We start from the raw sequence: 23,171 nt of genomic DNA, 5'->3' as shown, positions 1-23,171 counted from the left end.
TCCGGGCCGTTTCGCCTGCTCTGCTTTTGGGCACAGCCGCCCTGCCTGACACGTTGCCGGTTGCCGGTGTGAAAGAAAGGAAAGAGGTATAGAGAAATGAATACGCTGGTCATCGTTTTGATCGCAGCCGTGTGTCTGTTCGGCGCTTATACGCTGTACGGCCGCTGGCTGGCCAACAAATGGGGCATCGACCCCAAAGCCAAGACTCCCGCAGTCGTCCACGAGGACGGCCGTGACTATGTCCCCACCAACGGCTGGACCGTCTTTGCACATCAGTTCAGCTCCATCGCCGGTGCTGGCCCTGTCACCGGTGCCATTCAGGCCGCAGCCTTTGGCTGGCTGCCCGTCCTGCTGTGGGTGCTCATCGGCGGCATCTTCTTCGGTGCTGTCACCGACTTCGGCGCTCTGTACGCTTCCGTCAAGAACGACGGTAAGAGCATGGGTATGCTGATCGAAAAGTACATCGGTAAGACCGGCCGTAAGCTGTTCCTGCTGTTCTGCTGGCTGTTCTGCGGCATCGTCATCGCTGCCTTCGCAGACATGGTCGCCGGCACTTTCAACGCCTTCGGCGCAGACGGTGCTCTGGTCGAGGCTGCTCAGACCAACGGTGCTGCCGGTATGGTCTCTATCATGTTCATGGTCTTTGCAGTCGTCTTTGGTCTCATCCAGAAGAAGTTCAACTTCTCCGGCTGGAAGGAGAGCGTCATCAGCATTGTCTTCATCGTGCTTTCCTTCGTCATCGGTGCAAACCTGCCGATCATTCTGGGCAAGGCTGCATGGAGCTATATCACCTTCGTCTACATCTTCTTTGCCGCTGTTCTGCCTATGTGGCTGCTGAAGCAGCCCCGTGACCACATGACCACCTTTATGTTCGTGGCCATGATCGCCGGTGCCGTTGTGGGCCTGCTGGTGGCTCATCCCACCATGAACCTGCCCGTCTTCACTGGTTTCACCAACGAGAAGCTGGGTACCATGTTCCCCATCCTGTTCGTCACCGTGGCCTGCGGTGCTGTCTCCGGCTTCCACAGCCTCGTCTCTTCCGGCACTTCCTCCAAGACCGTCGAAAACGAAAAGGATATGCTGAAGGTCGGCTACGGCGCAATGATCCTGGAGAGCCTGCTGGCTGTTCTGGCTCTGTGCGTCGCCGGTGCTGCAGCTGCTGCTGACGGCACTCCCGCTGCCGGTACTCCGTTCCAGATCTTCAGCCGTGGCGTTGCCGGTTTCTTTGAGATGTTCGGCGTCCCCGCTTATGCTGCTACCGTCTTTATGACCATGTGCGTTTCCGCACTGGCCCTGACCAGCCTTGACGCCGTGGCCCGCATCGGCCGCATGAGCTTTCAGGAGCTGTTCAGCGTCGATGATATGGAGCACGCTGAGGGCTGGCGCAAGCTGCTGTGCAACGTCTACTTCTCTACCTTCATCACTCTGGTGTTCGGCTTCATCCTGACCAAGATCGGCTACGCCAACATCTGGCCCCTGTTTGGTTCTGCAAACCAGCTGCTGAGCGCTCTGGTCCTCGCCACCCTGTGCGTCTTCCTGAAGGTCACTGGCCGCAGCAACAAGATGCTCTTCCCCCCGCTGGTCATTATGCTCTGCGTCACCTTCACCGCTCTGGTGCAGCGCCTCATCGCTATGGTCAAGGCCATCAGCAATGCTGCTTCTGTCACCATCCCTGCCGGTGAGACCACTTGGGGCGCTGTGTTCATCGCCAACGGCCTGCAGCTCATCCTTGCTGTTCTGCTGATCGTTCTGGGCCTGAACATCGTGTTCCACTCCGCCTCCGCCTACAAGAAGGCGGAGCACAACAGCGAGGTCAACGTCTGATTTTACTGACCGCTGTTGACTGAATAAGCGCAAACCGCCGCTGACGGCTTCAGAACCGTCAGCGGCGTTTCATTATGTTCTTTTCCGGTTACAGCATCTTCACCATGATGATCTCATCCCGGTAGGTGCCATCCTTCAGCTTAAAGGCCCGGGGCTGGATGCCATAGCGCTCAAATTCTTTCAGATATGTGCTCGCTCCCATTCCAGCAGAACAGCCAATTGCAGCTCGGTATGGAACCAGTGCTCTCCCTCTTCCATCACGGTCAGTGTTGCGCTGCTCTTATCGCAAAACGCTTCGATGATTGGGCGGCTGGTCAAATTGTCCTTACCGCCATAAAGCACCTGTGTCGGCACCTTCCAGCAGATGGGACGCTCCTTCACCCAGCAAAGATAGGGCCATGAAAGCGTCTCGCCGAAGGTGGTCGGAATCTCTCCTTTCGCTTCCAGCTGTGCCCCTGTGACATCCGCCCACTGCATCATATGGGTGATGAGGTCTTCCATGTCCACCACAGGTGAGACAAGCAGAGCTTTTTCCAGCGGCATTCTCTGCAATGCCTGCATAGACAGCCATGCACCGATGCTGGTAGCGCGAAGCGAGACCTCCGGCCAGCGTGCGGCGGCATATCGGTAAACGGCCTGAAGCTCTGGCGCGGCGACCCATGGCAGGAGCTTTTCCGTTCTCCCCTTCCGCTGGCCGTGCTCGGGCAGGTCGATAGCCAGCACCTGATACCCTGCCGGGCAGGCACGCTCTGCAAAATCCAGCGCTTCCTCTTTACAGCCCATCTTTCCATGGACATACAGATAAAGCCTTTCGGACGGCTCACCGACGAGAAGTGCCGGGATGCCCGCAATTTCAAATTCGAGTTTCTTCATAGGAGTGCTCCTTTGTCAGGCCGCGCTCTCCTTCTGGAAAGACGCGGATTCATTCAAATTCATTTCGGTCGTCCTCCTTTCTTTCATAGTTTTTTTATCCATCCGAATGCAAACAAAAAGAGCCGCAACGCCCTGTTACAGGCACTGCGGCTCTCGTTTACTTCAGCAGTAGAAGCTGGCTTACTTCACCATGCTTGCGACTTCAGCAGCGAAGTCGTCAGAACGCTTCTCCAGGCCCTCGCCCTTGACGAAGTGGGTGAATTTGATGACCTTGATGTCGCCGCCCAGATCCTTCGCGACCTTGGCAGTGTACTGACCAACGGTCATGTCGCCGTCCTTGACGAACTCCTGATCGACCAGGCAGTTCTCCTTGAAGTACTTCTTGATCTTGCCCTCGATCATCTTCTGCTTGACAGCGTCGGGCTTGTTGGCGTTCTTGGGGTCGTTAGCCATCTGAGCGAGGAGGATCTCCTTCTCCTTGGCGACGACCTCAGCGGGGACAGCAGCCTCATCGACGTAGCTGGGGTTGGCAGCTGCGACCTGCATGGCAACATCCTTGCCGTATGCAGCGAACTCGTCCTTAGCCTCGATGCCGTTGGTGGTCTCGAAGTTGACCAGGATGCCGTGGGTGCCGCCGCCGTGGACGTATGCAGAGCAGACGCCCTCGTAACGGACGAAACGGCGGACCTTGATGTTCTCCTTGATGACGAGGATCAGGTTCTTCAGAGCCTCATCGACGGTCTCGCCGCTCTCGGTCTTGCATGCCATCAGAGCCTCGACATCAGCGGGGTTCTGCTTCATGATGACCTTGGTGGCCTCCTTGACGAAGGCAACGAACTTGTCGTTCTTGGCGACGAAGTCGGTCTCGGCGTTGACCTCGATGACGACGCCGACCTTGCACTCGGGGCAGTAATCAGCGTAGACCATGCCCTCGGCAGCCACGCGGCTTGCCTTCTTGGCGGCGGTAGCCAGACCACGCTCACGCAGGATCTCGACAGCCTTCTCGAAGTTGCCGTCAGCCTCGGTCAGAGCCTTCTTGCACTCCATCATGCCGCAGTCGGTCTGCTTGCGCAGTTCCATAACGTCCTTTGCAGTAATAGCCATTTTAGTATTCTCCCTTACACATTATTGATCGGTTTGTGAGAATCGGGAAAATCAGGCGTTTGCTGCGTCCTCAGCGGGAGCGGCCTCCTGATTGCCCTGCTTGCCTTCCAGCACAGCGTCAGCCATAGCGCCAGCGATCAGCTTGACAGCGCGGATAGCGTCGTCGTTGCCGGGGATGACGTAATCGATCTCGTCGGGGTTGCAGTTGGTATCAACGATAGCAACGATGGGGATGTTCAGCTTGCGGGCCTCAGCAACAGCGATGCGCTCCTTGTGAGGATCGACGATGAACATAGCCTTGGGCAGGGTCTTCATGTTCTTGACGCCGCCGAGGTACTTGTCCAGCTTCTCCATCTCCAGCTCCAGCTTAGCCACTTCCTTCTTGGGCAGCAGCTCGAAGGTGCCGTTGTCCTTCATGTTCTGCAGCTGAGCCATGCGGTCGATGCGCTTACGGATGGTGCGGAAGTTGGTCAGCATACCGCCCAGCCAGCGAGCGTTGACATAGTGCATGCCGCAGCGCAGAGCCTCGTCACGGATGGACTCCTGAGCCTGCTTCTTGGTGCCGACGAACAGGATGTCGCCGCCCTCAGCTGCAACTTCCTTCACGTAGTTGTAAGCCTCGTCCAGCTTCTTGACGGTCTTCTGCAGGTCGATGATATAGATGCCGTTGCGCTCGGTGAAGATATACTTCGCCATCTTGGGGTTCCAGCGGCGGGTCTGGTGACCAAAGTGAACGCCTGCCTCGAGAAGCTGCTTCATAGAAACGACTGCCATAGTAAAATTACCTCCAAAATTTGTTTTGCCTCCGCACACCGTGATCTGCCGCCGTATCGGACGGCGGCGGACTGCCCTCCACTCCTAAGAGCACAAAAGGGCATAGTGATGCGTGTGTAATGCTAAGTAATAATAGCACAAACGAAGCGCTGTTGCAAGGGGTTTTCGTGCTTTTTTCTAAAATGGAACGCACTTTTTCGTCACTCTGCGTCCTCGGCCAGCTCCTCAAGGCCCATCCGGCCGAGTGCATACCCCTTGCCGAACATGAGGTCATACTGAAGGAGCCAGTGCTCGTCGCTCCATTTCTGCTGCAAGGGCGTCAGCTCGTTCGAGGTCGTGCCGTCCTTTTCCATGATGGTGCCCCGGGTGTTGGCCCGGTAGGCGGCGCGGAGCTGGCGGCCAAGGAACTGGAAGTAGAGAGGCTGATGCAGGCCGAACAGCTCCATCATCACCGGCGAGATGTCGTAGGCTGCGATGGTGCCGAGATCGACCGCGCGGTCGGAGTAGTTCGACCACATCAGCAGCGTCGTCTGGTAGAGACGGGGATCGGCGCTGGAATCGCTGGCATAGCCGCTGCGAGTGTAGATATCGTAGTTAGAGTCGATGGGGTTGTAGTGGTCGCCCCAGAACACCAGAATGACTGGCTCGTCCACCTGCGAGAAGTACTCCGTCAGCTTTCCCAGCATGGCGTCGGCGTCCTGGATGCCGGTGGCAAAGTCTTCCAGCGCACCCACGGTGCTGGCCTTGAGGCCCGCCGGGGCTTCCGTGACCTTCACCCGCTGGTCGTCGGGATAGTTGTCCTTATTATAATTGGTATGGTTCTGCATGGTGACGGCGTGGAGGAAGACCGGCGCGTCAGACTTCGCCTTCATCGTCTCGTACTGGCCGATGATCTGGTCGGCCATCGAGTCGTCGGTGACGAGGCCCGTCGTCCAGTAGTGGCGGCGCACCTTCTCGACGCCGTGCATCTTCTCAAGGCTGATGAAATCGTCCAGCCCGAGGTTGGGATAGGCCGTATCACGGCTCCAATATCTGGCCCAGAAGCAGTGCACTGCCGCCGTCTGGTAGCCCTGCGTCTTAAGATAGCTGGGCAGGGCGAACATGGGCTTTGTCACATGCTGCTGGTAGGGCTTGCTGCCGTTTGGCAGATAGGACACCGAGTAGCCGGTCAGAGCCTCGAACTCCACGTCACAGGTGCCGCCGCCGAAGCTGGGACTGTAGACCCGGCCATAGGCACTGCTCTGCTGGAGCGCATGGAGGTTGGCCGAGACGTCGGTGTCGAACTGGAAACCGTACTGTTCCAGCTCCGAAACGTCCCAGTAGGATTCATCCATCACATAGAGGATGGTGGGCTGCTCCGCCCGCTCCTCTGCCGGGGTCTGGGCAGCGTAGGAGTCGGGGTAGGCCGGGCTGGTGGCATACTTCTCTCCTGCCTCCACGTCGTCGAGGATGGCGTCGATGGCTTCTTCTGAGTAGCTTTCGGGCTTGTCAATCTCCAGATTCGTCAGGTTGGTGAGGAAGCTGGTGACAACGCCATAGTAGCGATAGTAGCGGTCCTGCATCCATGCGTCGGGTAGGATGCCCAGAGCCTGCGTAACAGCAGGCTGCAAAAACACACCGAAGACGAGGGCGCAGGCCGCCGCCGTGCTGGCCGCAAAGCCCGCCAGCCGCCGCACCCACGGCAGCTTCTGCCGTCCCCAGTAGAGGAAGAAGGAGCCGACCGTCAGCGCCAGCACCAGAACAGCGGAGAAGATCATGCTGGTCTGGACATGGATGCCTGCAGCGGAGGCCACGCCTGCCGCCTCGGACACCTGCGCCAAGTCCCACGGAAGGAACGGCTCACCCCGCAGCTGAAGGGTGTAGAAATCCACCGTAGCGGGCAGACAGCCCAGCAGGGCCGACAGCAGCGTTGCCAGCGGAGCAAAGCGGGTAAGCCAGTCCAGCGCCAGCCAGACAAGGAAGAGCAGCCCCCACGCCAGAAGATAGGCCTCCGCATGGGGGAAGATGTACTGCAAAAAGGTGTCTGCATTCAGAGTGCCCCGGGCGATCCACTCGGTCAGCACCAGAAACAGGAGGGTGGCTGCGGGCGGAAAGAGAAGCCGCGCCCCGTGCAGCCAGACGGGCGCCGCCTTGGAATGGTGTTTCATAAAGAAGTTCCTTTCACTTCTGCGGTTTTTCTTGTCATTTATGGGCAGCAAGTTCTGTCCGGTTTTCTATTATAATCCTCCTTCCTTCAAAATCCAGTCCCGGCAGACAAAAAGCAGTTGAAAAACTTTCATCCGTTCAGCCATTGACGTAATTTGTCCAGCAGTCCTCCGCGGGAGGGTGGTGCCGCCGGGATGTCGGTCCGCACAAGGATGGCGTCCAGCCCGATGCGCTCGATGTCCGCCCATGGGATGGTCAGCGTCTCATCCCGTCCCAGAAGCCCGAACAGCCGGGGGCGTCCAAGCAAAAGCAGGCTCTCGATGCGGGCCGAAGCCTCGTCCAGTTCCAGATCGTCCACCCGGCCAAGGCAGGCCCCATCCTTCAGCTGGACGACCTCCTTGGTGCAAAGTTCCCGAAAGGTCATAGTTCCCCCGCCCCCTTTTCCCTTCATCCTATGCCGGAGCGGAGATCAGAATGCAAAAGGGCTGGAAAAAACTGCCCCGGATGTGCTATACTGGGCACAGTGAATTTCAACTTTTTAAGAGGGATAACGGATGTATAAAAATATCGTATTCGATTTCGGCGGCGTCATGGTGGATTTCGACCCTTACGAGTATCTGGTCGATCTGTTCGGGAACCACGAGGTGGAGGACGAAGTCTTTGCCCTGACCTTCGGCAGTGAGGAATGGCAGCTGCTGGATGCCGGCAGGATCACCCGCGGCGAAGCGAACCTCCGGATGCTCGACCGGGCCAAAAAGGCAGGCCGCGCCTTTGAGGTACGGGGCGTTCTGGACGACTGGATGCATATCCTCCGCCCCCGCCGCCGGATGCAGACCCTTGTCGAGCAGCTCAAGCAGCATGGCTACTGCGTCTACTACCTGAGCAATATCCCCGAGGATGTGCTTGCCCTGCTGATGGAGCGGGACTTCAAGGGTCTCTTCGACGGCGGCGTAGCCTCCTGTGAGGTGAAGATCAACAAGCCCGACCCCCGCATCTATCAGGCGCTGCTGGACAAATACCAGCTGAAAGCCGACGAGTGTATCTTCATCGATGACCGTGCCGATAACATCAAGGCTGCCAGCCTTCTGGGCCTCGGCACCTACCAGATGCACAGTGTAGGCAGCCTGCTGCGCAGCCTTCCCACCTTCGGCGTTACCATCCACTGACAGCAAAAGACCTCTGCCCGGCAAAGCCGTCGGGCAGAGGTCTTTTTATGCGCAGAGGTTACTTTTTCTCGTAGCTCTGGCAATAGTGCGGGATGTCCACCTGCTGCGAAGAGCAGGTGCAGCGCTCCGTCACCGTGATCTGCGGCAGATCACATTTGCAGCTTTCCACGTTGTGACGGCACTCGCAGACATCACAGCGAACACCTGTGTTTTCCATTTGTTCATCACCTCTTTGTCCCTAGGTTGCCCCAAGGACAAAGCGTTATGCAGGATGTATCGGTGTTATTTTTTACCAGTTGGCCAGATCAGCGCCCAGCTTGCGGCATGCAGCCTGCGTGTCGTCGTCAGGAGTCTCATTGCAGATGAGGCCCTCTTCGCTGAACAGCTGTGCGCCGTCCTCCTTGACGCGCTCACACCAATCGCGCATCCACTGGCCGTCGCCCCAGCCGTAGGAGCCGAACAGAGCCACCTTCTTGCCGTTCAGAGAGCCCTCGAGGCCTGCGAACATCGGCTCGAACTCGCTCTCCTCCAGCTGCTCCGCGCCCATTGCCGGGCAGCCGAATGCCACCACGTCATACTCGTTCAGCTTTGCTGCGTCCATCTCGGCACAGGGCACGATGGCAGCGGCAGCGCCTGCACCCTCAGCGATGCAGTTTGCCATAGTCTCGGTATTGCCCGTTGCGCTCCAGAATACGATTGCTACTTTGCTCATAATGTTCAGCCTCACTTTTGCTTTATTAGGTTAGCTATTTCTAACTTTCTGTCCTGTAAAAATGCGTCAGATACAGGCTCAGACGCATTTCACGGGTTAGGTTTATCTAACCATCCATAGAGTACCACAGCAGCCCCGCTTTGTCAAGCGGTCGAGCGTGCTAACTTTTTTGGTTTTTTACGCTGCCCTCATTAGCCGGAATGCCACCGTCAGCACGCCGAGGATGACCGGCTGGTGGAGCAGGTAAAGCACCAGCGAGTGACGCCCCATCCAGCCCAGCGGCGGGCAGACTGACCGGCGCAGAGGCTCCATCCCCGCACGGCCCGCCAGCTGATGGAGAAAGTACCCCACCCAGAACAAAAACAGCCACGGCAGCAGCGGGAAATAGTCGGTGGAGAAAAAGTCCTTCGGCATGAAGCCGAGATAGGCCGTCAGACCATTGGCATAGAGGGCCTGCGGCAGAGCCAGCCGCCCGCCGGGCAGGTTCCAGAAGCCTCTCATCGTGGGATATGTCACCCAGAAGAGCGCTGCGCTGACCACCACACCCGCAGCAGGCGGGATGCGGCGCAGCAGGCCGTCCAGCACTGCCGTGAGGAGCATCGCCGAACCCAGCAGCGTCAGCACACCGAACCACACCACATCCTCCGGCAGGAAGAGCAGCGTGACCGCCGTGACCATCGCACCAGCCCCGAATACGACAGCTCCCCGCTTAAAGGGGTGACGCCCCATCGGCAGGCAGAAGCCCGACAGCAGGAGGAACACCCAGCAGATGCTCTGCTGCCACAGAAAGCCCGGACGCCCGATGTACCACTTCTGCGTGATGCCAAAGAGAAAGACCACATCCCACATCCCGTGATAGAGCATCATGCTGATGAGGTCAAGCCCCCGCAGCTCGTCCAGCAGATGATAGCGGAGCGATTGTTGCTGTTCCATGTTTTTATCCTTTCCTCTTCCCCAAGTCGAGATAGAGAGAGTATAACACAGCCGGAAAATAAATGCAAAAAGCCGCCCCGGCGGCAGCTGCAAACTGCACGCCGGGGCGGCGTATCACAATGACTGGAGTACCCTTGCTCAGACTTCGGTGTTGAAGTAGCGCTTCAGCAGGCCCTCGAAGCCGCGGCCATGACGGGCCTCATCCTTTGCCATCTCGTGGACGGTGTCGTGGATGGCGTCGAGGTTCAGAGCCTTAGCCTTCTTGGCGAGGTCCATCTTGCCGGAGCAGGCACCGCACTCGGCCTCTGCACGCATCATCAGGTTCTTCTTGGTGCTGTCGGTGACGACCTCACCCAGCAGCTCAGCGAAACGGGAAGCGTGATCGGCCTCCTCGTAGGCGTAGCGCTTGTATGCCTCAGCGATCTCGGGATAGCCCTCACGCTCAGCCACACGGGCCATTGCCAGATACATGCCGACCTCGCTGCACTCGCCCTCGAAGTTGGCGCGCAGACCATCGACGATCTCCTGAGGAACGCCCTCAGCCTTGCCGATGCCCACGACGTGCTCGGTGACGTAGGTGTTGCCGGTCTTCTCGACGAAAGCGGAAGCGGGAGCCTTGCAGACAGGGCACTGCTCGGGGATGCTGCCCTCAGCGATGTAACCACAAACGGTGCAAACGTACTTCTTCATAAGATTTATCCTCCATTTTTGTTTGTTGTTATTGGGTGGCCTGCTCTGGTACAGCAGGCCTTGTTTCTGAGTCTATTATAGCGAATAATTCCTAGTTAGTCAAGGCTGATTCTAAGAATTATTCTTAGTTAATAAAAGTCTCACACTTTGTCCAAAAAACGAACACAAAAGATGTCACTTCTGCCGAAAAAGGGCTTTTTCTGCCTGCCTCAGACCTGCAGGTTGCCGCTGGAAGGAGCGTCGGCACCGTCGGCAGAATCGAACTCGTAGTCGTTGCCGGGGAGGATGGCGTTGAGCAGGATGCCCACGATGGCGGCGATAGCCAGACCGGACAGATTGATCGACACACCGGCGACCGCGAAGGTCAGGCCGCCCACCGAGTTGAAGCCCAGCGCAGACACCAGAATAACGGCGGCGATGATGAGGTTTCGGCTGTTGGTGAAGTCCACCCGGTTCTCGACCACGTTGCGGACACCGATGGCGGAGATCATGCCGTAGAGCACGAAGCTGATGCCGCCGATGATGCCGGTGGGGATGGTGTTGATGACGGCCTCAAACTTGGGGCTGAAGCTCAGGATGATGGCCAGCACAGCGGCGATGCGGATGACGAGGGGGTCGTAGATCTTGCTCAGAGCCAGAACGCCGGTGTTCTCACCGTAGGTGGTGTTGGCCGGGCCGCCCAGCAGGCCAGCCAGCGCGGTGGCGAGGCCGTCGCCCATCAGGGTACGGTTCAGGCCGGGGTCATTGATGTAGTTGTGGCCGACGGTAGCACTGATGGCTGCAATGTCGCCGACGTGCTCCATCATGGTCGCAAGGGCGATGGGGATGATGGTGAAGAGGGCGCTGATGAACTCGGGGCTGCCGTCGATGGCGAAGAGGCCCATTGCCTCCTTGTGGAGGGGGATGCCGAACCATGCAGCGGAGACGATGCGCTCAAAATCCACTGCACCGGTCACGAGGGCCACCGCGTAAGAGACCAGCACGCCGATGAGGATGGGCAGGATCTTGACCATGCCCTTGCCCCAGATGTTGCAGACGATGACCGTGCCCAGTGCCACGAAGGCCAGCAGCCAGTTTGCCTGACAGTTGTTGATGGCCGAGGGGGCCAGGATCAGGCCGATGGCGATGATGATGGGGCCAGTGACCACCGGCGGGAAGAAGCGCATGATGCGCCGGATGCCGAAGGTGGAGATGAGCAGGCTGACGACCAGATAGACCAGACCCGAGAACGCCACGCCTGCGCAGGCGTAGGGCAGCATCTGGGTGTTGGCAACGGTCAGGTTGCCGTCGGCGTCGGCCAGCATGGGGGCCACGATGGAGAAGCCGCCCAGATACGCGAAGGACGAGCCAAGGAAGGCCGGGACCTTGCGCTTGGTGATGAAGTGGAACAGCAGGGTGCCCAGACCTGCGCAGAGCAGGGTGGTGGAGACGCTCAGACCGGTGAGCAGGGGCACCAGAACGGTGGCGCCGAACATGGCGAACATATGCTGGATGCCAAGGACGAGCATCCGGCCCCCGCCCAGCTGGCGGGCATCATAAATGCCCTTGGAATAATCGATATTCTGACTCATGATTTCCTCCTTCTACTTGCAGGCCCAAAAAAAGAGGCACTACCGCAGGAAAGCGGCAATGCCTCAGATCTCGGGACGAAATCGGAAACGGAAGATACAGCCGACGCATTCAAAAGACAGACTCTTTTTCCGCATCCTACTCTCCCCCTTCCTCTCATTCTTCGGCATAGTATAGCATAAATGCCGGACACTGACAACCTTTTTCCTGTATTTTGCGGTGATTTTCTGTCAGCTGCGGGCTGACGGCCTTGAAATATGCCGCATTCCACACTATAATATAACCTATTGCCGCAGTTGGTCGCAGGGCCGGCGGCGGCAGCCGAAACAACAACAGCCATACTATTATAAAAGGACGCTTATGATATATCTCGACTACTCCGCCAACACCCCCGCCTCCCCCGGGGTGCTGGAGCGCTTTTGTGAGGTGGAGCGCAGCTGCCCCGGCAACGCGAATTCCCGCCATCAGGCCGGGCGGGAGGCCAAGCGGGTCATCGACCACGCCACCCAGAACATCGCGGGGCTTTTGGGCGCACAGCCCGCAGAGGTCATCTACACCTCCGGGGCCAGCGAGGCCAACAACTTCGCCCTCAAGGGTCTGGCGAAGCTCTCCCGCCATGCGGGCAGGCACATCATCTCTACCCCGCTGGAGCACTCGTCCGTCAGCGGCACCCTGACCGCATTGCAGGAGCAGGGCTATGAGATCGATCTGGTGGACATCCGGCGGGACGGGACCATCGACCTCGGGCATCTGAAAGAGCTTCTCCGTCCCGACACCATCGCGGTGGCGATGACACTGGTGGACAGTGAGCTGGGCGTCGTGCAGCCCGTAAAAGAAATTTCAGAACTCTTGCAGGTATGGCCCAACTGTCACTTACACGTAGATGCCACGCAGGCTGTGGGCAAGATTCCCGTCTCCTTTGAGGGAGTGGACACCATGAGCCTGACGGCCCATAAGTTCTACGGTCTGAACGGCATCGGCCTACTGCTCAAGCGGCGAAAGCTTGCCCTCGAGCCGCTCATCCACGGCGGCGAGAGCACTACTATCTACCGCAGCGGCACGCCTACCGTGGCCTTGGCGGCCTCGCTGGAAACGGCGCTGGAAGCCGCCGTTGGGGAGCTGCCCGCGCGTACCGCCCGGGTAAAGGAAGCGAATGCCTTCCTCCGCGACGCCCTCAGCAAGTACCCGAAGGTGCACATCAACAGCCCGGAGAACACGATCCCCCACATCCTGAATCTGAGCGTCGAGAACGTCAAGGGCACCGTGTTCCAGCGGGAGCTGGACGCCGAAGGCGTCTGCGTGTCGGTCAAATCGGCCTGCTCGTCGGACGGTCTGCCCTCCCGGGCTGTGTTCGCCGTCAGCCGCGACCGGCGGAACGCCCTCTCCTCGTGGCGCATCAGCCTGAGCCACTTGACCACGCAGGAGGAACTGGACGGCTTCCTCCGCGCCTTCGACGCCTGCTATACCCGGCTGACCCGGCCGCAATAACGGAAAGGACAGAGAACCATGAAACGCGAAATGGAACCCTACCAGCTCATCGAGCGAAGCATCATCAAAAAATACCGCAAGGAGCTGTGGACCCCCTTCATCGTGGCGGTCAAGCGCTACGAGCTCATCAAAGCCGGGGACAAGATCGCCGTCTGCATCTCAGGCGGCAAGGACTCGATGCTGATGGCAAAGCTCATGCAGGAGCTGCAGCGCCACAGCGATGTGCCCTTCGAGCTGGTCTTTCTCGTGATGGACCCCGGCTACAACGAGATCAACCGCCAGAAGATCGAATCCAACGCCGAGCTTCTCCACATCCCCGTGACCATCTTTGAGAGCAACATCTTCTCGGTGGCCAACAACACCGACAAGAACCCCTGCTATCTCTGCGCCCGGATGCGCCGCGGCCACCTCTACAGCAAGGCCAAGGAGCTGGGCTGCAACAAGATCGCACTGGGCCACCACTTCAACGATGTCATCGAGACCACCGTCATGAGTATGTTCTACGGCTCCCAGCTGCAGGCCATGCCCCCCATGCTCCACAGCACCAGTTTTCCCGGCATGACCCTCATCCGCCCGATGTATTGCATCCGGGAAGAGGATATTCTGGCATGGAAGCGATACAACGAGCTGGAATTCATCCAGTGCGCCTGCCGCTTCACTGAGAACTGCACCATGTGCGACAATGGCGGCGGCGGTTCCAAGCGGCAGGAGACGAAGATCCTGCTCCGCCGACTGAAACGCGACAACCCTAACATCGAGAACAGCATCTTCCGCAGCATCCACGCCGTGGCGCTGGACACCATGCCCGGCTATAAATCCGAGGGCGTGGAGCACAGCTTCCTTGAGCGGTTCCACGCGCAGGAGGAAGAGCTTAACAGGGAGTAATATAATACCCCCTCCAATAGGGCAAATACCCAAGTCCGGTATCTTTTCTCGAGACGCAAAAAGCCCCCGGAAGCGCAGCGTTACGCTTCCGGGGGCTTTTCCATGCCGCCGACGGGGGTCGAACCCGTACTCTGTCTCCAGAAAGGGATTTTAAGTCCCTCGTGTCTGCCAATTTCACCACAGCGGCTTCTGAATGAGCTGCCGCCCACATTCCTGCAAGCGGCAGCTCATATGATACAATAGAAATGCTGTTTTGTCAAGTTAAACCTTGCCGCCGTGCAGCTCTGCGTACATACGGGAGCGGCAGTCCGCCACAGCCGGGGTCATGTTGACGTAGTGCTTATGGGGCATCTCGATGCGCAGCTCACTCTCCCAAGTCTCCTCGGTGAGCTGCTTTGCGATATAGGCCTTCTTCTCCGCGATGGAGGGCAGCTCAATGGCCAGCTCACCGTGCAGGATGTGGGGCACCAGCAGCTGCTTGACCCGGGTGGGGACGAAGGTGACAGTGCGCTCGATGGCGTCGGAGTCGAGGTTGACCATCGTGACCGGCTTACCCGCCTCGATGACCTCGCCGTCCATTGCGATGAGGTCGCACTGGGCCTGACCATTTTCGTCATAGAGACGCCACGGCATCTTCTTGCCGGGGATGATGGCCTTGCTGGCAGAGTCAGAGCACTTCATCTTGGGCTGATAGGTGCCGTCCGGCCGCTTCACCGCCACCAGCTTGTACACGCCGCCAAAGACGGGGTCCGAGGCGGAGGTGATGAGGTTCTCGCCCACGCCGTAGGAGTCGAAGTGTGCGTGCTCGTACAGCTCCATGTTGGCGATCTTCTTCTCGTCCAGACCGTTGGAGGCCACCAGCTTGATGTAGGACTTCCCTGCTGCATCCAACGCCTTGCGCAGACGCTTGGAGCCGCGGGCGAGGTCGCCGGAGTCGATGCGGGCGCTCTTGACACGGCGGTTGGGGTCATTGGGATACTTCTCGATGAGGTAGTCGTCCAGCTTGATGAGGTTGGGCAGGCCGCTCTCCATGATGTTGTAGGTGTCCAGCAGCAGGCTCACCGAGTCCGGGTAGGTATCGGCAAAGGCCTTGAAGGCGTCGAACTCGGTCGGGAAGAACTCGATGAAGCTGTGGGCCACCGTGCCCACGGCCTTGACCTCAGAGCCGAACTTCATCTCAGCCAGACAGTTGGCCGTGCCGATGCAGCCGCCCAGAACGGCCGCATATGCGCCGTCGTTGCCTGCGCTCTCGCCCTGTGCGCGGCGGGTGCCGAACTCCATGACGCTGCGGGGGGTGTGGGTGTTCAGGCCGGTGATGCGGGTGGCCTTGGTAGCGATGAGGCTGTGGAAGTTCATGGTCTGGAGCAGGTAGGTCTCGATGAGGATCGCGCCCACGAGGTCGCACTCGATGCGCACCATCTGGACATGAGGATAGCAGACCGTGCCCTCCGGCAGGGCGTACATATCGCCCTTCCAGCGGTAGGTGCGCAGATACTCGCAGAACTCCTCGCTCATGCCCTTGGTACGCAGCCAGTGGACGTCCTGCTCGTTGAAGTGGTAGTTCAGCAGGAAACGGGTCAGCTTGCGCTGGCCTGCACTGATGGAATAGCCCTGATTGTCCGGGTTCTTGCGGAAGAACATATCAAAGACAAGGGTGGTGTTCTTAAAGCCGTTTAAAAACAGGCAGTTGGCCATCGTGAACTCATAAAAATCAACGACCATTGCCGGATTGTCGTAGTCCTCATCCGGGATGTACGGCACAACTTTGATCTCACTCATGAAAAGTTTCCTCTCTTTTTCTGCACACCCTCACAGCGGGTGCTGCCAAACCAGCTCTGCGCCACCGCGCATTTTCGGGCACAGCGCACGTTTCGTCCTGTCATGACAGGGCGTTTGTACCACTATAGCATCTTTGACGGGCCGACGCAAGAGGTTTTGGCAGAAAATGACGGCAGAAAAGAAAAATGTTTTTTGCAGGTTCTTTACCGGCATTTTATTCCGCCGTTTCGGGGAGGCCCTCCCCTGCTTCTGTGGATGCAAAAAGCACCCGCAGCGCCTCATCAGCGCCGCAGGTGCTCATTTTTTCAAACTCAGCCGTTCATGATGCTGGGGGTAGCGTTCTTCAGCACGACGTCATGGCTGCCGCCCTCGACGATGGAGGTGGAGGACACGACGGTCAGCTTGGCCTTCTGCTGCAGCTCGGGGATGGAGAGTGCACCGCAGTTGCACATGGTGCTCTTGACCTTGTACAGAGTGGTCTGGACGCCGTCCGCCAGCGGGCCGGCATACGGGACGTAGCTGTCCACGCCCTCCTCGAAGCTCAGCTTGGTGGAGCCGCCGAGGTCGTAGCGCTGCCAGTTGCGGGCACGGTTGGAGCCTTCGCCCCAGTACTCCTTCATATACTGGCCGTTGATGCGCACCTTGTTGGTGGGGCTTTCATCGAAGCGGGCAAAGTAGCGGCCCAGCATGACGAAGTCTGCGCCCATGGCCAGAGCGAGGGTGATGTGGTAATCGTGGACGATGCCGCCGTCAGAGCAGATGGGGACATAGATGCCGGTCTCCTTGAAGTACTCATCGCGGGCCTTGGCCACCTCGATGACAGCGGTAGCCTGACCGCGGCCGATGCCCTTGGTCTCACGGGTGATGCAGATGGAGCCGCCGCCGATGCCGATCTTCACGAAGTCTGCGCCAGCCTTGGCGAGGAAGCGGAAGCCCTCGGCGTCCACGACGTTGCCTGCGCCCACCTTGACGGTGTCACCGTAGTGCTCACGGATCCAGCCGATGGTGCGGCTCTGCCACTCAGAGTAGCCCTCGGAGGAGTCGATGCAGAGGACATCCACACCAGCCTCCACCAGTGCGGGCACGCGCTGGGCGTAGTCGCGGGTGTTGATGCCGGCGCCGACCACATAGCTCTTGTTCTTATCCAGCAGCTCGTTGGCATTCTGCTTGTGCGAATCGTAATCCTTACGGAAGACGATATACTTCAGGTTGCCCTCGGCGTCCACCAGAGGCAGGGTGTTGATCTTGTTGTCCCAGATGATGTTGTTGCAGTCGTGCAGAGAGGTGTTCTCCGGAGCAGTGACCAGCTTCTCGATGGGGGTCATGAAGGTGGTGACAGAGGCGTCGTCGGGGGTGTGGTTGACGCGGTAATCGCGGGAAGCCACGATGCCCAGCAGCTTGCCGTTGGGGGTGCCGTCGGCGGTGATGGCGATGGTGGAGTGGCCGGTGCGGGCCTTCAGTTCCAGCACATCATGCAGGGTGGCGGTGGGGGCCAGATTGGAGTCGGAGACGACATAGCCTGCCTTGAAGCTCTTGACGCGGCGGACCATAGCGGCCTCGTTCTCGATGCTCTGGGAGCCGTAGATGAAGGAGACGCCGCCCTGACGGGCCAGCGCGATGGCCAGCTTATCGCCGGAGACAGACTGCATGATGGCGCTGATCATGGGGATGTTCATTTCCAGCGGGCAGGCCTCCTCGCCCTTGCGGTACTTGACCAGCGGGGTCTTGAGGCTGACCGCCGTGGGGACGTTCTCGGCAGAAGAGTAGCCCGGCACCAGCAGGTACTCGCCAAAGGTACGGGAGGGTTCTTCGTAAAAATAAGCCATGTTCAAACTCCTTTTTCTTAACGCATCAACAACGGATCACATCAAAACAATTTCATGTTTTCGACTTAGGAATTGATTGTATATACTTTATCACAAATCCTTGCAGAATACAAACCCCTGCCCCGCCAAACTTTATAAATGTCCTTTGCAGAAAAACAGGCAAATTGACCACCAAATTGGTGCAAGGTCATACTTTCCCCCAGCATGAGCCGGGCTTCTCCGGTTTTGGGGATGCAAAAAAGCCCGTCCAGTCTCGGACGGGCCTTTTTGCACACGAAGCGGAATATCGCCTGTGCGGTGTCCGCCGACAGCTGTGAAGGAGAACAGCCGGAGGAGGATGGCAGACACCCGATATTCCAAAAACAAGAAGAAAAAGATTTCATGATCCAGAAGGGCGTCGCCCTTCCTGTAACCATATTGTAACTCTTTTGAAGGATTTTTGCAATAGTTTTTTGTAATTTCTTTGTAATTATTTTTGTAAAGATTCTGTGACAGGCTCCCCGAACTCCAGATAGCACTCAAAGGCCGCGTGTTCCTCCCTCCGGCCCAGCACATACCAGCCCTCCTTCGAGGGGGCGTAGAACACCTGCACGCTCTGGCCCATCGGCACCTCGCGGTGGTACTTGATGGAGGCGAAGGAGAGCGGCGCAGCCTCCACCACCTCCTGCGGCAGAGCGTCGCAGGCGATGTCCAGATAGAGGGAGTTGTTGATGTGGCCGTTGAGGTCGCACATGGAGTAGCTGGCCCGGCGCTCCCCTGCCGCCGTCAGTGGCTGGCTCTTGTGGACGATCTGGGGCAGCTCTTCGGGCAGGTCGTCGTTCTGGAAGTCCGGCGTGTTCCAGCCGGGGGTGCGCAGGATACGCCCTGCCTCTGTATCCACGGCCATCCAGCGGCAGTCCACGAGGGCCAGCTTTTCTCCCGTCTCGCTGGTGATGGTGGTCAGGCGCTTCATGGTGCCCTTCTTGAAGGTCTCGCAGGCCGTCGTGAGCGCTATCTTCTCGGCCCGGCCCGGCATCCGCCAGACCCGGAGGGCCTGTTTGCCCACGAGGAACGCGCTGTGGCGCTCCTTAAAAAAGGCGTGGTCCATGCCGTAGGCCCGGGCGTGGTCTGCCGACACCTGTTCCACATAGCGGAAGAGGGCGCTGGGCTTCAGGCAGCAGCGGAAATCGCTGTCGCCGTCCAGCACGGTCATATGCTCAGTATAACTTCTGTATTCACTCATCGTTTTCTCCCTTTCCTCGACAAAAAGGGGCTGTACGCCTCCGCACAGCCCCCGCAGGATCAATACATATTGCGCGTTTTCCTGCGCACCTTGCGCCAGATGTTGAAGCAGGCCAGAGCCAGCATCGCCAGCAGCAGCATCAGGAACAGATACCCGCTGCCGCCCTCGTCGTAGCTCTTCATCTCGCTCCACTTCACGTCCAGCTCGCTGTTGACCTCATCGCTCAGCGCGGTAAAGACCTTCTCCTTGGCCGCGATCTCCTCGGAGGGATAGGCGATCTCGCTGTACTTGAGATCTTCGTCCAGAATATCCCATACCGCCTGCATGGGGGTGGTGTAGCCGATATACTCCGCATTGGCCTTGCCGATGTCTGGCTCACACATGAAGTTGATGAACATCTCAGCGGCTTCCTGATGCTCGCTGGCGGCGGGGATGGCCATGCTATCCACCGACAGCACCGTCCCCTCCTCCGGGAACACCCAGGCCAGATCGGGGTTGTCGTCGATCATGGTGATGGCGTCGCCGGAGTAGTAGACGCCGACCGCCGCCTCGCCGCCGATCATCTTATCGAAGATCTCATCCATGACGTAGGCCTGTACCAGCGGCTTCTGAGCCTTCAGCTCCTCCACCACAGCGTCCACCTCTTCGGTGGTCTGGGGGTTGATGCTGTTTCCGCTCTTGAACGCACCGATGGCGTAGGCATCGCGGCTGTTGTTGAACATCAGGATATTGCCCGCGTACTGCTCATCCCACAGGTCGGCCCAGCTGGCCGGGGCCTCGTCCACCATCGTCGTGTTGTAGATGATGCCGGTGGTGCAGAGCATATAGGGCACCGTATAGGCGTTTTCGGGGTCGTAATCCGCGTTGCGGTAGGCCTCGTCGATGTTCGCAAAGTTCGGGATGTTGCTGTAGTCCAGCGGTTTCAGCATCCCTTCTGCGATCATCTTGGCGACCATGTAGTCCGACGGGATGATGACATCGTAGTTGGCCGCGCCGGATTTCAGCTTCGCGTAGAGGGACTCATTGGAGTCAAAGGTGGTGTAGTTGACCTTGATGCCGGTGAGCTTTTCGAAGGCGGCCACCACGTCCACGCTGTCGTCTGAGCCGTTGGAGATATACTCGCCCCAGTTGTAGACGTTCAGGGTGACGTTCTGGCCCTTGAAGCGGGTCCAGTCGTAGTCATCCGAGACCGACACATCCTCCGTGACCTCGATCTGGCCCGCAGCCAGAGCCGACAGCGGCATGGTCAACGCCAGCACAGCCGTCAGCAGAAGAATGACAAAGCGCTTCATTTCGCATCTCCTCCTCTCAGTGCACGCTGGTCGCGGCGGTAGCCGCGGCTCTCCATGGCGTTGGAGACGAGGATGATGGTCAGGATGACCACGAACATGATGGTGGACAGCGCGTAGATCTCCGGGCTGACCTTCTTGCGGGTCATGGAGTAGATGGCGATGGGCAGCGTCTCCACCGTGCCGCAGTTGAAATAGGAGATCATGAAATCGTCGATGGAATAGGTCAGGCAGATGAGGAAGGCCGACAAGATGGCCGGGCTGATCTCGGGCAGGATGACCTTGAAGAACGCCTGCTTGGGGTCGCAGCCGAGATCCAGTGCCGCCTCATACAGCTTGATGTCCAGCTGCTTGAGCTTGGGCGTGACGTTGAAGATGACATACGGCACATTGAACGCGATGTGGGCGATGAGCAGCGTGGGCAGGCCCATGATGTTATCCGGTAAGAAGTCCAGCCCGCCCGCGAAGCGCTGGTACGCCACAAAGAGCAGCATCAGCGAGATGCCGGTGATGATCTCGGGGTTGACCACCGGAATATAGGTGATGTTCGTCACCAGCAGACGGCTCTTGCGGCCCATGGACGCGATACCCAGAGAGGCCGCCGTGCCCAGCACCGTGGCGATGATGGCCGAGATGAGGGCCACTTCCAGCGACACCCACAGCGCGTGCAGGATCGACGCATTGTGGAAAAGGCTGGTGTACCACTTGAGGGTGAAGCCAGTGAAGAGCGAGTAGCCCTTGCTCTGGTTGAAGCTGAACACGATCATATACGCGATGGGCAGGTACATGAAGCAGAAGAACAGGATGACATAGGCGCGCTGCATCAGACGCAGATGTTTCGTTTTCATCAGGACACACCCTCCATCTCATCCTCGTCGAAGCTGGACGTGAAGCTCATGCAGAGCAGCACGATGATCATCAGCACGAGGCTCATGGCAGAGCCGACGTTGAGGTTGTAGCTGTTGCCGAGGAACTGCATCTCGATCAGGTCGCCGATGAGCAGGTTGGAGCCGCCGCCCAGCATACGGCTGATGACGAAGGTAGACACCGCCGGGACGAACACCATCGTGATGCCGGTGCTGATGCCGGGCACGCTCATGGGGATGAGCACCCGCAGCAGGGTCTTGGTGGTGGAAGCCCCCAGATCCTGCGCCGCCTCCACGATGCTCTGGTCGATCTTGGTCATGCTGGTGTAGAGGGGCAGGATCATATAGGGCACATAGTTGTACACCATGCCCAGCACCACAGCGCCGGAGGTGTTCAGCATGGTGTAGGGTCCGAGGCCGAACACGCCCAACACCGCATTCACGGGGCCGTTGACGCTCAGCAGGCCCATCCATGCGTAGGTGCGCAGCAGGAAGTTCATCCACATGGGCAGCATCACCAGCATCAGCATGATGTGCTGCTTGTTGACGCGCAGCCGGGAGAGGAAGTACCCCACCGGGAACGCGAGGACGAGGCAGACGACCGTGGCGATAAGGGCCAGCAGCAGGCTCCGGGCAAACACCGAACCATAGCCGCTGATGGCCACCAGATTATTCAGCGTAAAGCTGCCGCTGGCATCGGTCAAGGCGTAGTACACCACGATGAACAAGGGCACCACTGTGAACAGCACCATCCATACAAAGTACGGATAGGCCAGCTTCTTATCGTAAATCTTCATGCAGCCTCACCCCTCTGAACGCGCCATGATGTGGATCTCGTTGGGGCCGATGCGCATACCGATGGTCTCACCGGGCGTGCAGGCGCGGGTGGAGTGGATGAGCCACTCACGGCCCTCGCACTCGACGTGCATCTCGAAGTGGACGCCCTTGAAGATGACGTCATTGACGACGCCCACCAGCTGGCCCTCCACCGGGGAGACCACCTCGATGTCCTCGGGACGGACGACCACCTGCACGCTCTGCTCCCGGGAAAAGCCGCGGTCCACACAGGGGAAATCCACGCCCGAGAAGGAGACGAGGAAATCGCGGTGCATCACGCCGTCCACGATGTTGGAGTCGCCGATAAAGTCTGCCACGAAAGCGTTCTTCGGCTCATTGTAGATGTCCTCGGGGGTGCCGATCTGCTGCACCTTGCCGCCGTTCATGACGACGACGGTATCGGACATGGTCAGGGCCTCTTCCTGATCGTGGGTGACGTAGATGAAGGTGATGTTCATCTCGCGCTGCAGACGCTTCAGCTCCAGCTGCATCTCCTTGCGCAGCTTGAGGTCCAGTGCACCCAGAGGCTCGTCCAGAAGCAGGATCTCCGGCTCGTTGACCAGACTGCGTGCGATGGCCACGCGCTGCTGCTGGCCGCCGGACATCTGGCCGATGCTGCGGCGCTCGAAGCCTTTCAGGCCCACGACCTCCAGCATATCCCGCACCTTGCGGCGGATGGTCTCTTCGTCCATCTTCTTGAGGCGGAGGCCGAAGGCTACATTCTCGAAGACGTTCAGATGGGGGAACAGCGCGTACTTCTGAAACACGGTGTTCACCGGACGCTTGTAGGGCGGCACGCCCGTGATGTCCTCGCCCTTCAGAAGCACCTTGCCGGAGGTCGGCTCCAGAAAGCCTGCGATGAGGCGGAGGGTGGTGGTTTTGCCGCAGCCGGAGGGTCCCAGCAGCGTCACAAACTCTTTGTCATGGATGTCGAGGTTCAGCCCATCCAGAATGCGCTGACCATCAAAGTCCACTACGATGTCTCGCAGTGAAACGATCACCGAGTTGTTCATTTTTTCCTATATCCTCCTTGTAACTCAGATACGAAAAAAGAAGGGGTCTTTCGCCCCATCCCTCTTTCGCACTAGGGTGACTTTTCCCCGCACAACATCCATGACGACCGTAACATTGCGCAGTTATTCTGCCCTTTCTTGTCTATCTTAAACAATCTTTGTCAAAATGTCAATCG

21 protein-coding genes and 1 tRNA gene are annotated in these 23,171 nt (G+C 58.7%); 4 read left to right on the top strand and 18 right to left on the bottom strand.

The features are described from left to right. The first annotated feature begins 96 nt into the window (after positions 1-96). Positions 97-1,824: a carbon starvation CstA family protein gene (locus MTP38_RS06215; RefSeq protein ID WP_249234599.1), complete on the top strand. Its 1,728-nt coding sequence runs from the start codon at positions 97-99 to the stop codon at positions 1,822-1,824. 180 nt (positions 1,825-2,004) lie between these two features. On the opposite strand, the gene MTP38_RS06210 is transcribed toward MTP38_RS06215, so the two are convergent. From MTP38_RS06210 to MTP38_RS06190, 5 genes are all read right to left on the bottom strand, one after another. Continuing rightward, positions 2,005-2,697, bottom strand: a complete 693-nt coding sequence (locus MTP38_RS06210) for an alpha/beta hydrolase (protein WP_249234598.1) — start codon at positions 2,695-2,697, stop codon at positions 2,005-2,007. A gap of 180 nt (positions 2,698-2,877) precedes the next feature. Continuing rightward, positions 2,878-3,801: a translation elongation factor Ts gene (tsf, locus tag MTP38_RS06205; RefSeq protein WP_158386867.1), complete on the bottom strand. Its 924-nt coding sequence runs from the start codon at positions 3,799-3,801 to the stop codon at positions 2,878-2,880. A gap of 51 nt (positions 3,802-3,852) precedes the next feature. Beyond that, positions 3,853-4,575 carry a 30S ribosomal protein S2 gene (rpsB, locus tag MTP38_RS06200; protein ID WP_015563994.1) on the bottom strand — a complete coding sequence of 241 codons (723 nt, stop codon included), beginning with the start codon at positions 4,573-4,575 and terminating at the stop codon, positions 3,853-3,855. Positions 4,576-4,775: 200 nt separating this feature from the next. Then, the gene (locus MTP38_RS06195; protein ID WP_249234597.1) at positions 4,776-6,722 is read right to left on the bottom strand and encodes an LTA synthase family protein; all 1,947 of its coding nucleotides are present in this window, start codon (positions 6,720-6,722) and stop codon (positions 4,776-4,778) included. 128 nt (positions 6,723-6,850) lie between these two features. Further along, complete coding sequence (locus tag MTP38_RS06190) at positions 6,851-7,144, bottom strand: PRC-barrel domain-containing protein (protein ID WP_227619959.1); 294 nt, start codon at positions 7,142-7,144, stop codon at positions 6,851-6,853. Between the two features lie 130 nt (positions 7,145-7,274). Between MTP38_RS06190 and MTP38_RS06185 the strand changes: the two genes are divergently transcribed. Continuing rightward, positions 7,275-7,886 carry an HAD family hydrolase gene (locus tag MTP38_RS06185; protein WP_249234596.1) on the top strand — a complete coding sequence of 204 codons (612 nt, stop codon included), beginning with the start codon at positions 7,275-7,277 and terminating at the stop codon, positions 7,884-7,886. 58 nt (positions 7,887-7,944) lie between these two features. Here MTP38_RS06185 and MTP38_RS06180 read toward each other — a convergent pair whose 3' ends face one another. The 5 genes from MTP38_RS06180 to MTP38_RS06160 form a co-directional block, all read right to left on the bottom strand. After that, positions 7,945-8,103: a DUF1540 domain-containing protein gene (locus MTP38_RS06180; RefSeq protein ID WP_227619961.1), complete on the bottom strand. Its 159-nt coding sequence runs from the start codon at positions 8,101-8,103 to the stop codon at positions 7,945-7,947. 72 nt (positions 8,104-8,175) lie between these two features. Next, the gene (locus tag MTP38_RS06175) at positions 8,176-8,598 is read right to left on the bottom strand and encodes a flavodoxin (protein WP_227619962.1); all 423 of its coding nucleotides are present in this window, start codon (positions 8,596-8,598) and stop codon (positions 8,176-8,178) included. Positions 8,599-8,775: 177 nt separating this feature from the next. Continuing rightward, the gene (locus tag MTP38_RS06170; protein ID WP_249234595.1) at positions 8,776-9,531 is read right to left on the bottom strand and encodes a heparan-alpha-glucosaminide N-acetyltransferase; all 756 of its coding nucleotides are present in this window, start codon (positions 9,529-9,531) and stop codon (positions 8,776-8,778) included. Positions 9,532-9,669: 138 nt separating this feature from the next. Continuing rightward, positions 9,670-10,221 carry a ferritin family protein gene (locus MTP38_RS06165; protein WP_227619964.1) on the bottom strand — a complete coding sequence of 184 codons (552 nt, stop codon included), beginning with the start codon at positions 10,219-10,221 and terminating at the stop codon, positions 9,670-9,672. Between the two features lie 209 nt (positions 10,222-10,430). Further along, positions 10,431-11,792 (bottom strand): uracil-xanthine permease family protein, encoded by a 1,362-nt coding sequence (locus tag MTP38_RS06160; RefSeq protein WP_249234594.1) that lies wholly within the window; start codon positions 11,790-11,792, stop codon positions 10,431-10,433. A gap of 358 nt (positions 11,793-12,150) precedes the next feature. On the opposite strand from MTP38_RS06160, the gene MTP38_RS06155 reads away from it, so the two are divergent. After that, positions 12,151-13,278, top strand: coding sequence for a cysteine desulfurase family protein (locus MTP38_RS06155; RefSeq protein ID WP_249234593.1), 1,128 nt, complete (start codon positions 12,151-12,153; stop codon positions 13,276-13,278). 18 nt (positions 13,279-13,296) lie between these two features. Beyond that, complete coding sequence (locus MTP38_RS06150) at positions 13,297-14,163, top strand: tRNA 2-thiocytidine biosynthesis TtcA family protein (RefSeq protein WP_227619967.1); 867 nt, start codon at positions 13,297-13,299, stop codon at positions 14,161-14,163. Positions 14,164-14,266: 103 nt separating this feature from the next. On the opposite strand, the gene MTP38_RS06145 is transcribed toward MTP38_RS06150, so the two are convergent. From MTP38_RS06145 to potA, 8 genes are all read right to left on the bottom strand, one after another. Further along, positions 14,267-14,350 (bottom strand) — tRNA-Leu (locus tag MTP38_RS06145). A gap of 74 nt (positions 14,351-14,424) precedes the next feature. Next, positions 14,425-15,942, bottom strand: a complete 1,518-nt coding sequence (locus MTP38_RS06140) for a nicotinate phosphoribosyltransferase (protein ID WP_227619968.1) — start codon at positions 15,940-15,942, stop codon at positions 14,425-14,427. 311 nt (positions 15,943-16,253) lie between these two features. Then, on the bottom strand, positions 16,254-17,768 hold the full coding sequence (locus MTP38_RS06135; protein ID WP_249234592.1) for an IMP dehydrogenase: 1,515 nt from the start codon (positions 17,766-17,768) through the stop codon (positions 16,254-16,256). 469 nt (positions 17,769-18,237) lie between these two features. After that, complete coding sequence (locus MTP38_RS06130; RefSeq protein WP_249234591.1) at positions 18,238-18,990, bottom strand: acyl-[acyl-carrier-protein] thioesterase; 753 nt, start codon at positions 18,988-18,990, stop codon at positions 18,238-18,240. Positions 18,991-19,049: 59 nt separating this feature from the next. Further along, the gene (locus MTP38_RS06125; RefSeq protein WP_227619972.1) at positions 19,050-20,282 is read right to left on the bottom strand and encodes an ABC transporter substrate-binding protein; all 1,233 of its coding nucleotides are present in this window, start codon (positions 20,280-20,282) and stop codon (positions 19,050-19,052) included. Beyond that, positions 20,279-21,127, bottom strand: a complete 849-nt coding sequence (locus tag MTP38_RS06120; RefSeq protein ID WP_227619973.1) for an ABC transporter permease — start codon at positions 21,125-21,127, stop codon at positions 20,279-20,281. The genes MTP38_RS06125 and MTP38_RS06120 overlap by 4 nt, the downstream gene beginning before the upstream one ends. After that, on the bottom strand, positions 21,127-21,942 hold the full coding sequence (locus MTP38_RS06115; protein WP_249234590.1) for an ABC transporter permease: 816 nt from the start codon (positions 21,940-21,942) through the stop codon (positions 21,127-21,129). The genes MTP38_RS06120 and MTP38_RS06115 overlap by 1 nt, the downstream gene beginning before the upstream one ends. Positions 21,943-21,948: 6 nt before the next feature. Then, complete coding sequence (potA, locus tag MTP38_RS06110; protein ID WP_227619975.1) at positions 21,949-22,995, bottom strand: spermidine/putrescine ABC transporter ATP-binding protein; 1,047 nt, start codon at positions 22,993-22,995, stop codon at positions 21,949-21,951. Between the last annotated feature and the right edge of the window lie 176 nt (positions 22,996-23,171).

This window comes from Faecalibacterium sp. I3-3-89 (assembly GCF_023347275.1).
Lineage (GTDB): Bacteria > Bacillota > Clostridia > Oscillospirales > Ruminococcaceae > Faecalibacterium > Faecalibacterium butyricigenerans.
Note: the sequence above shows the minus strand (reverse complement) of the source record. Positions and strands in the feature narration are given on the sequence as shown.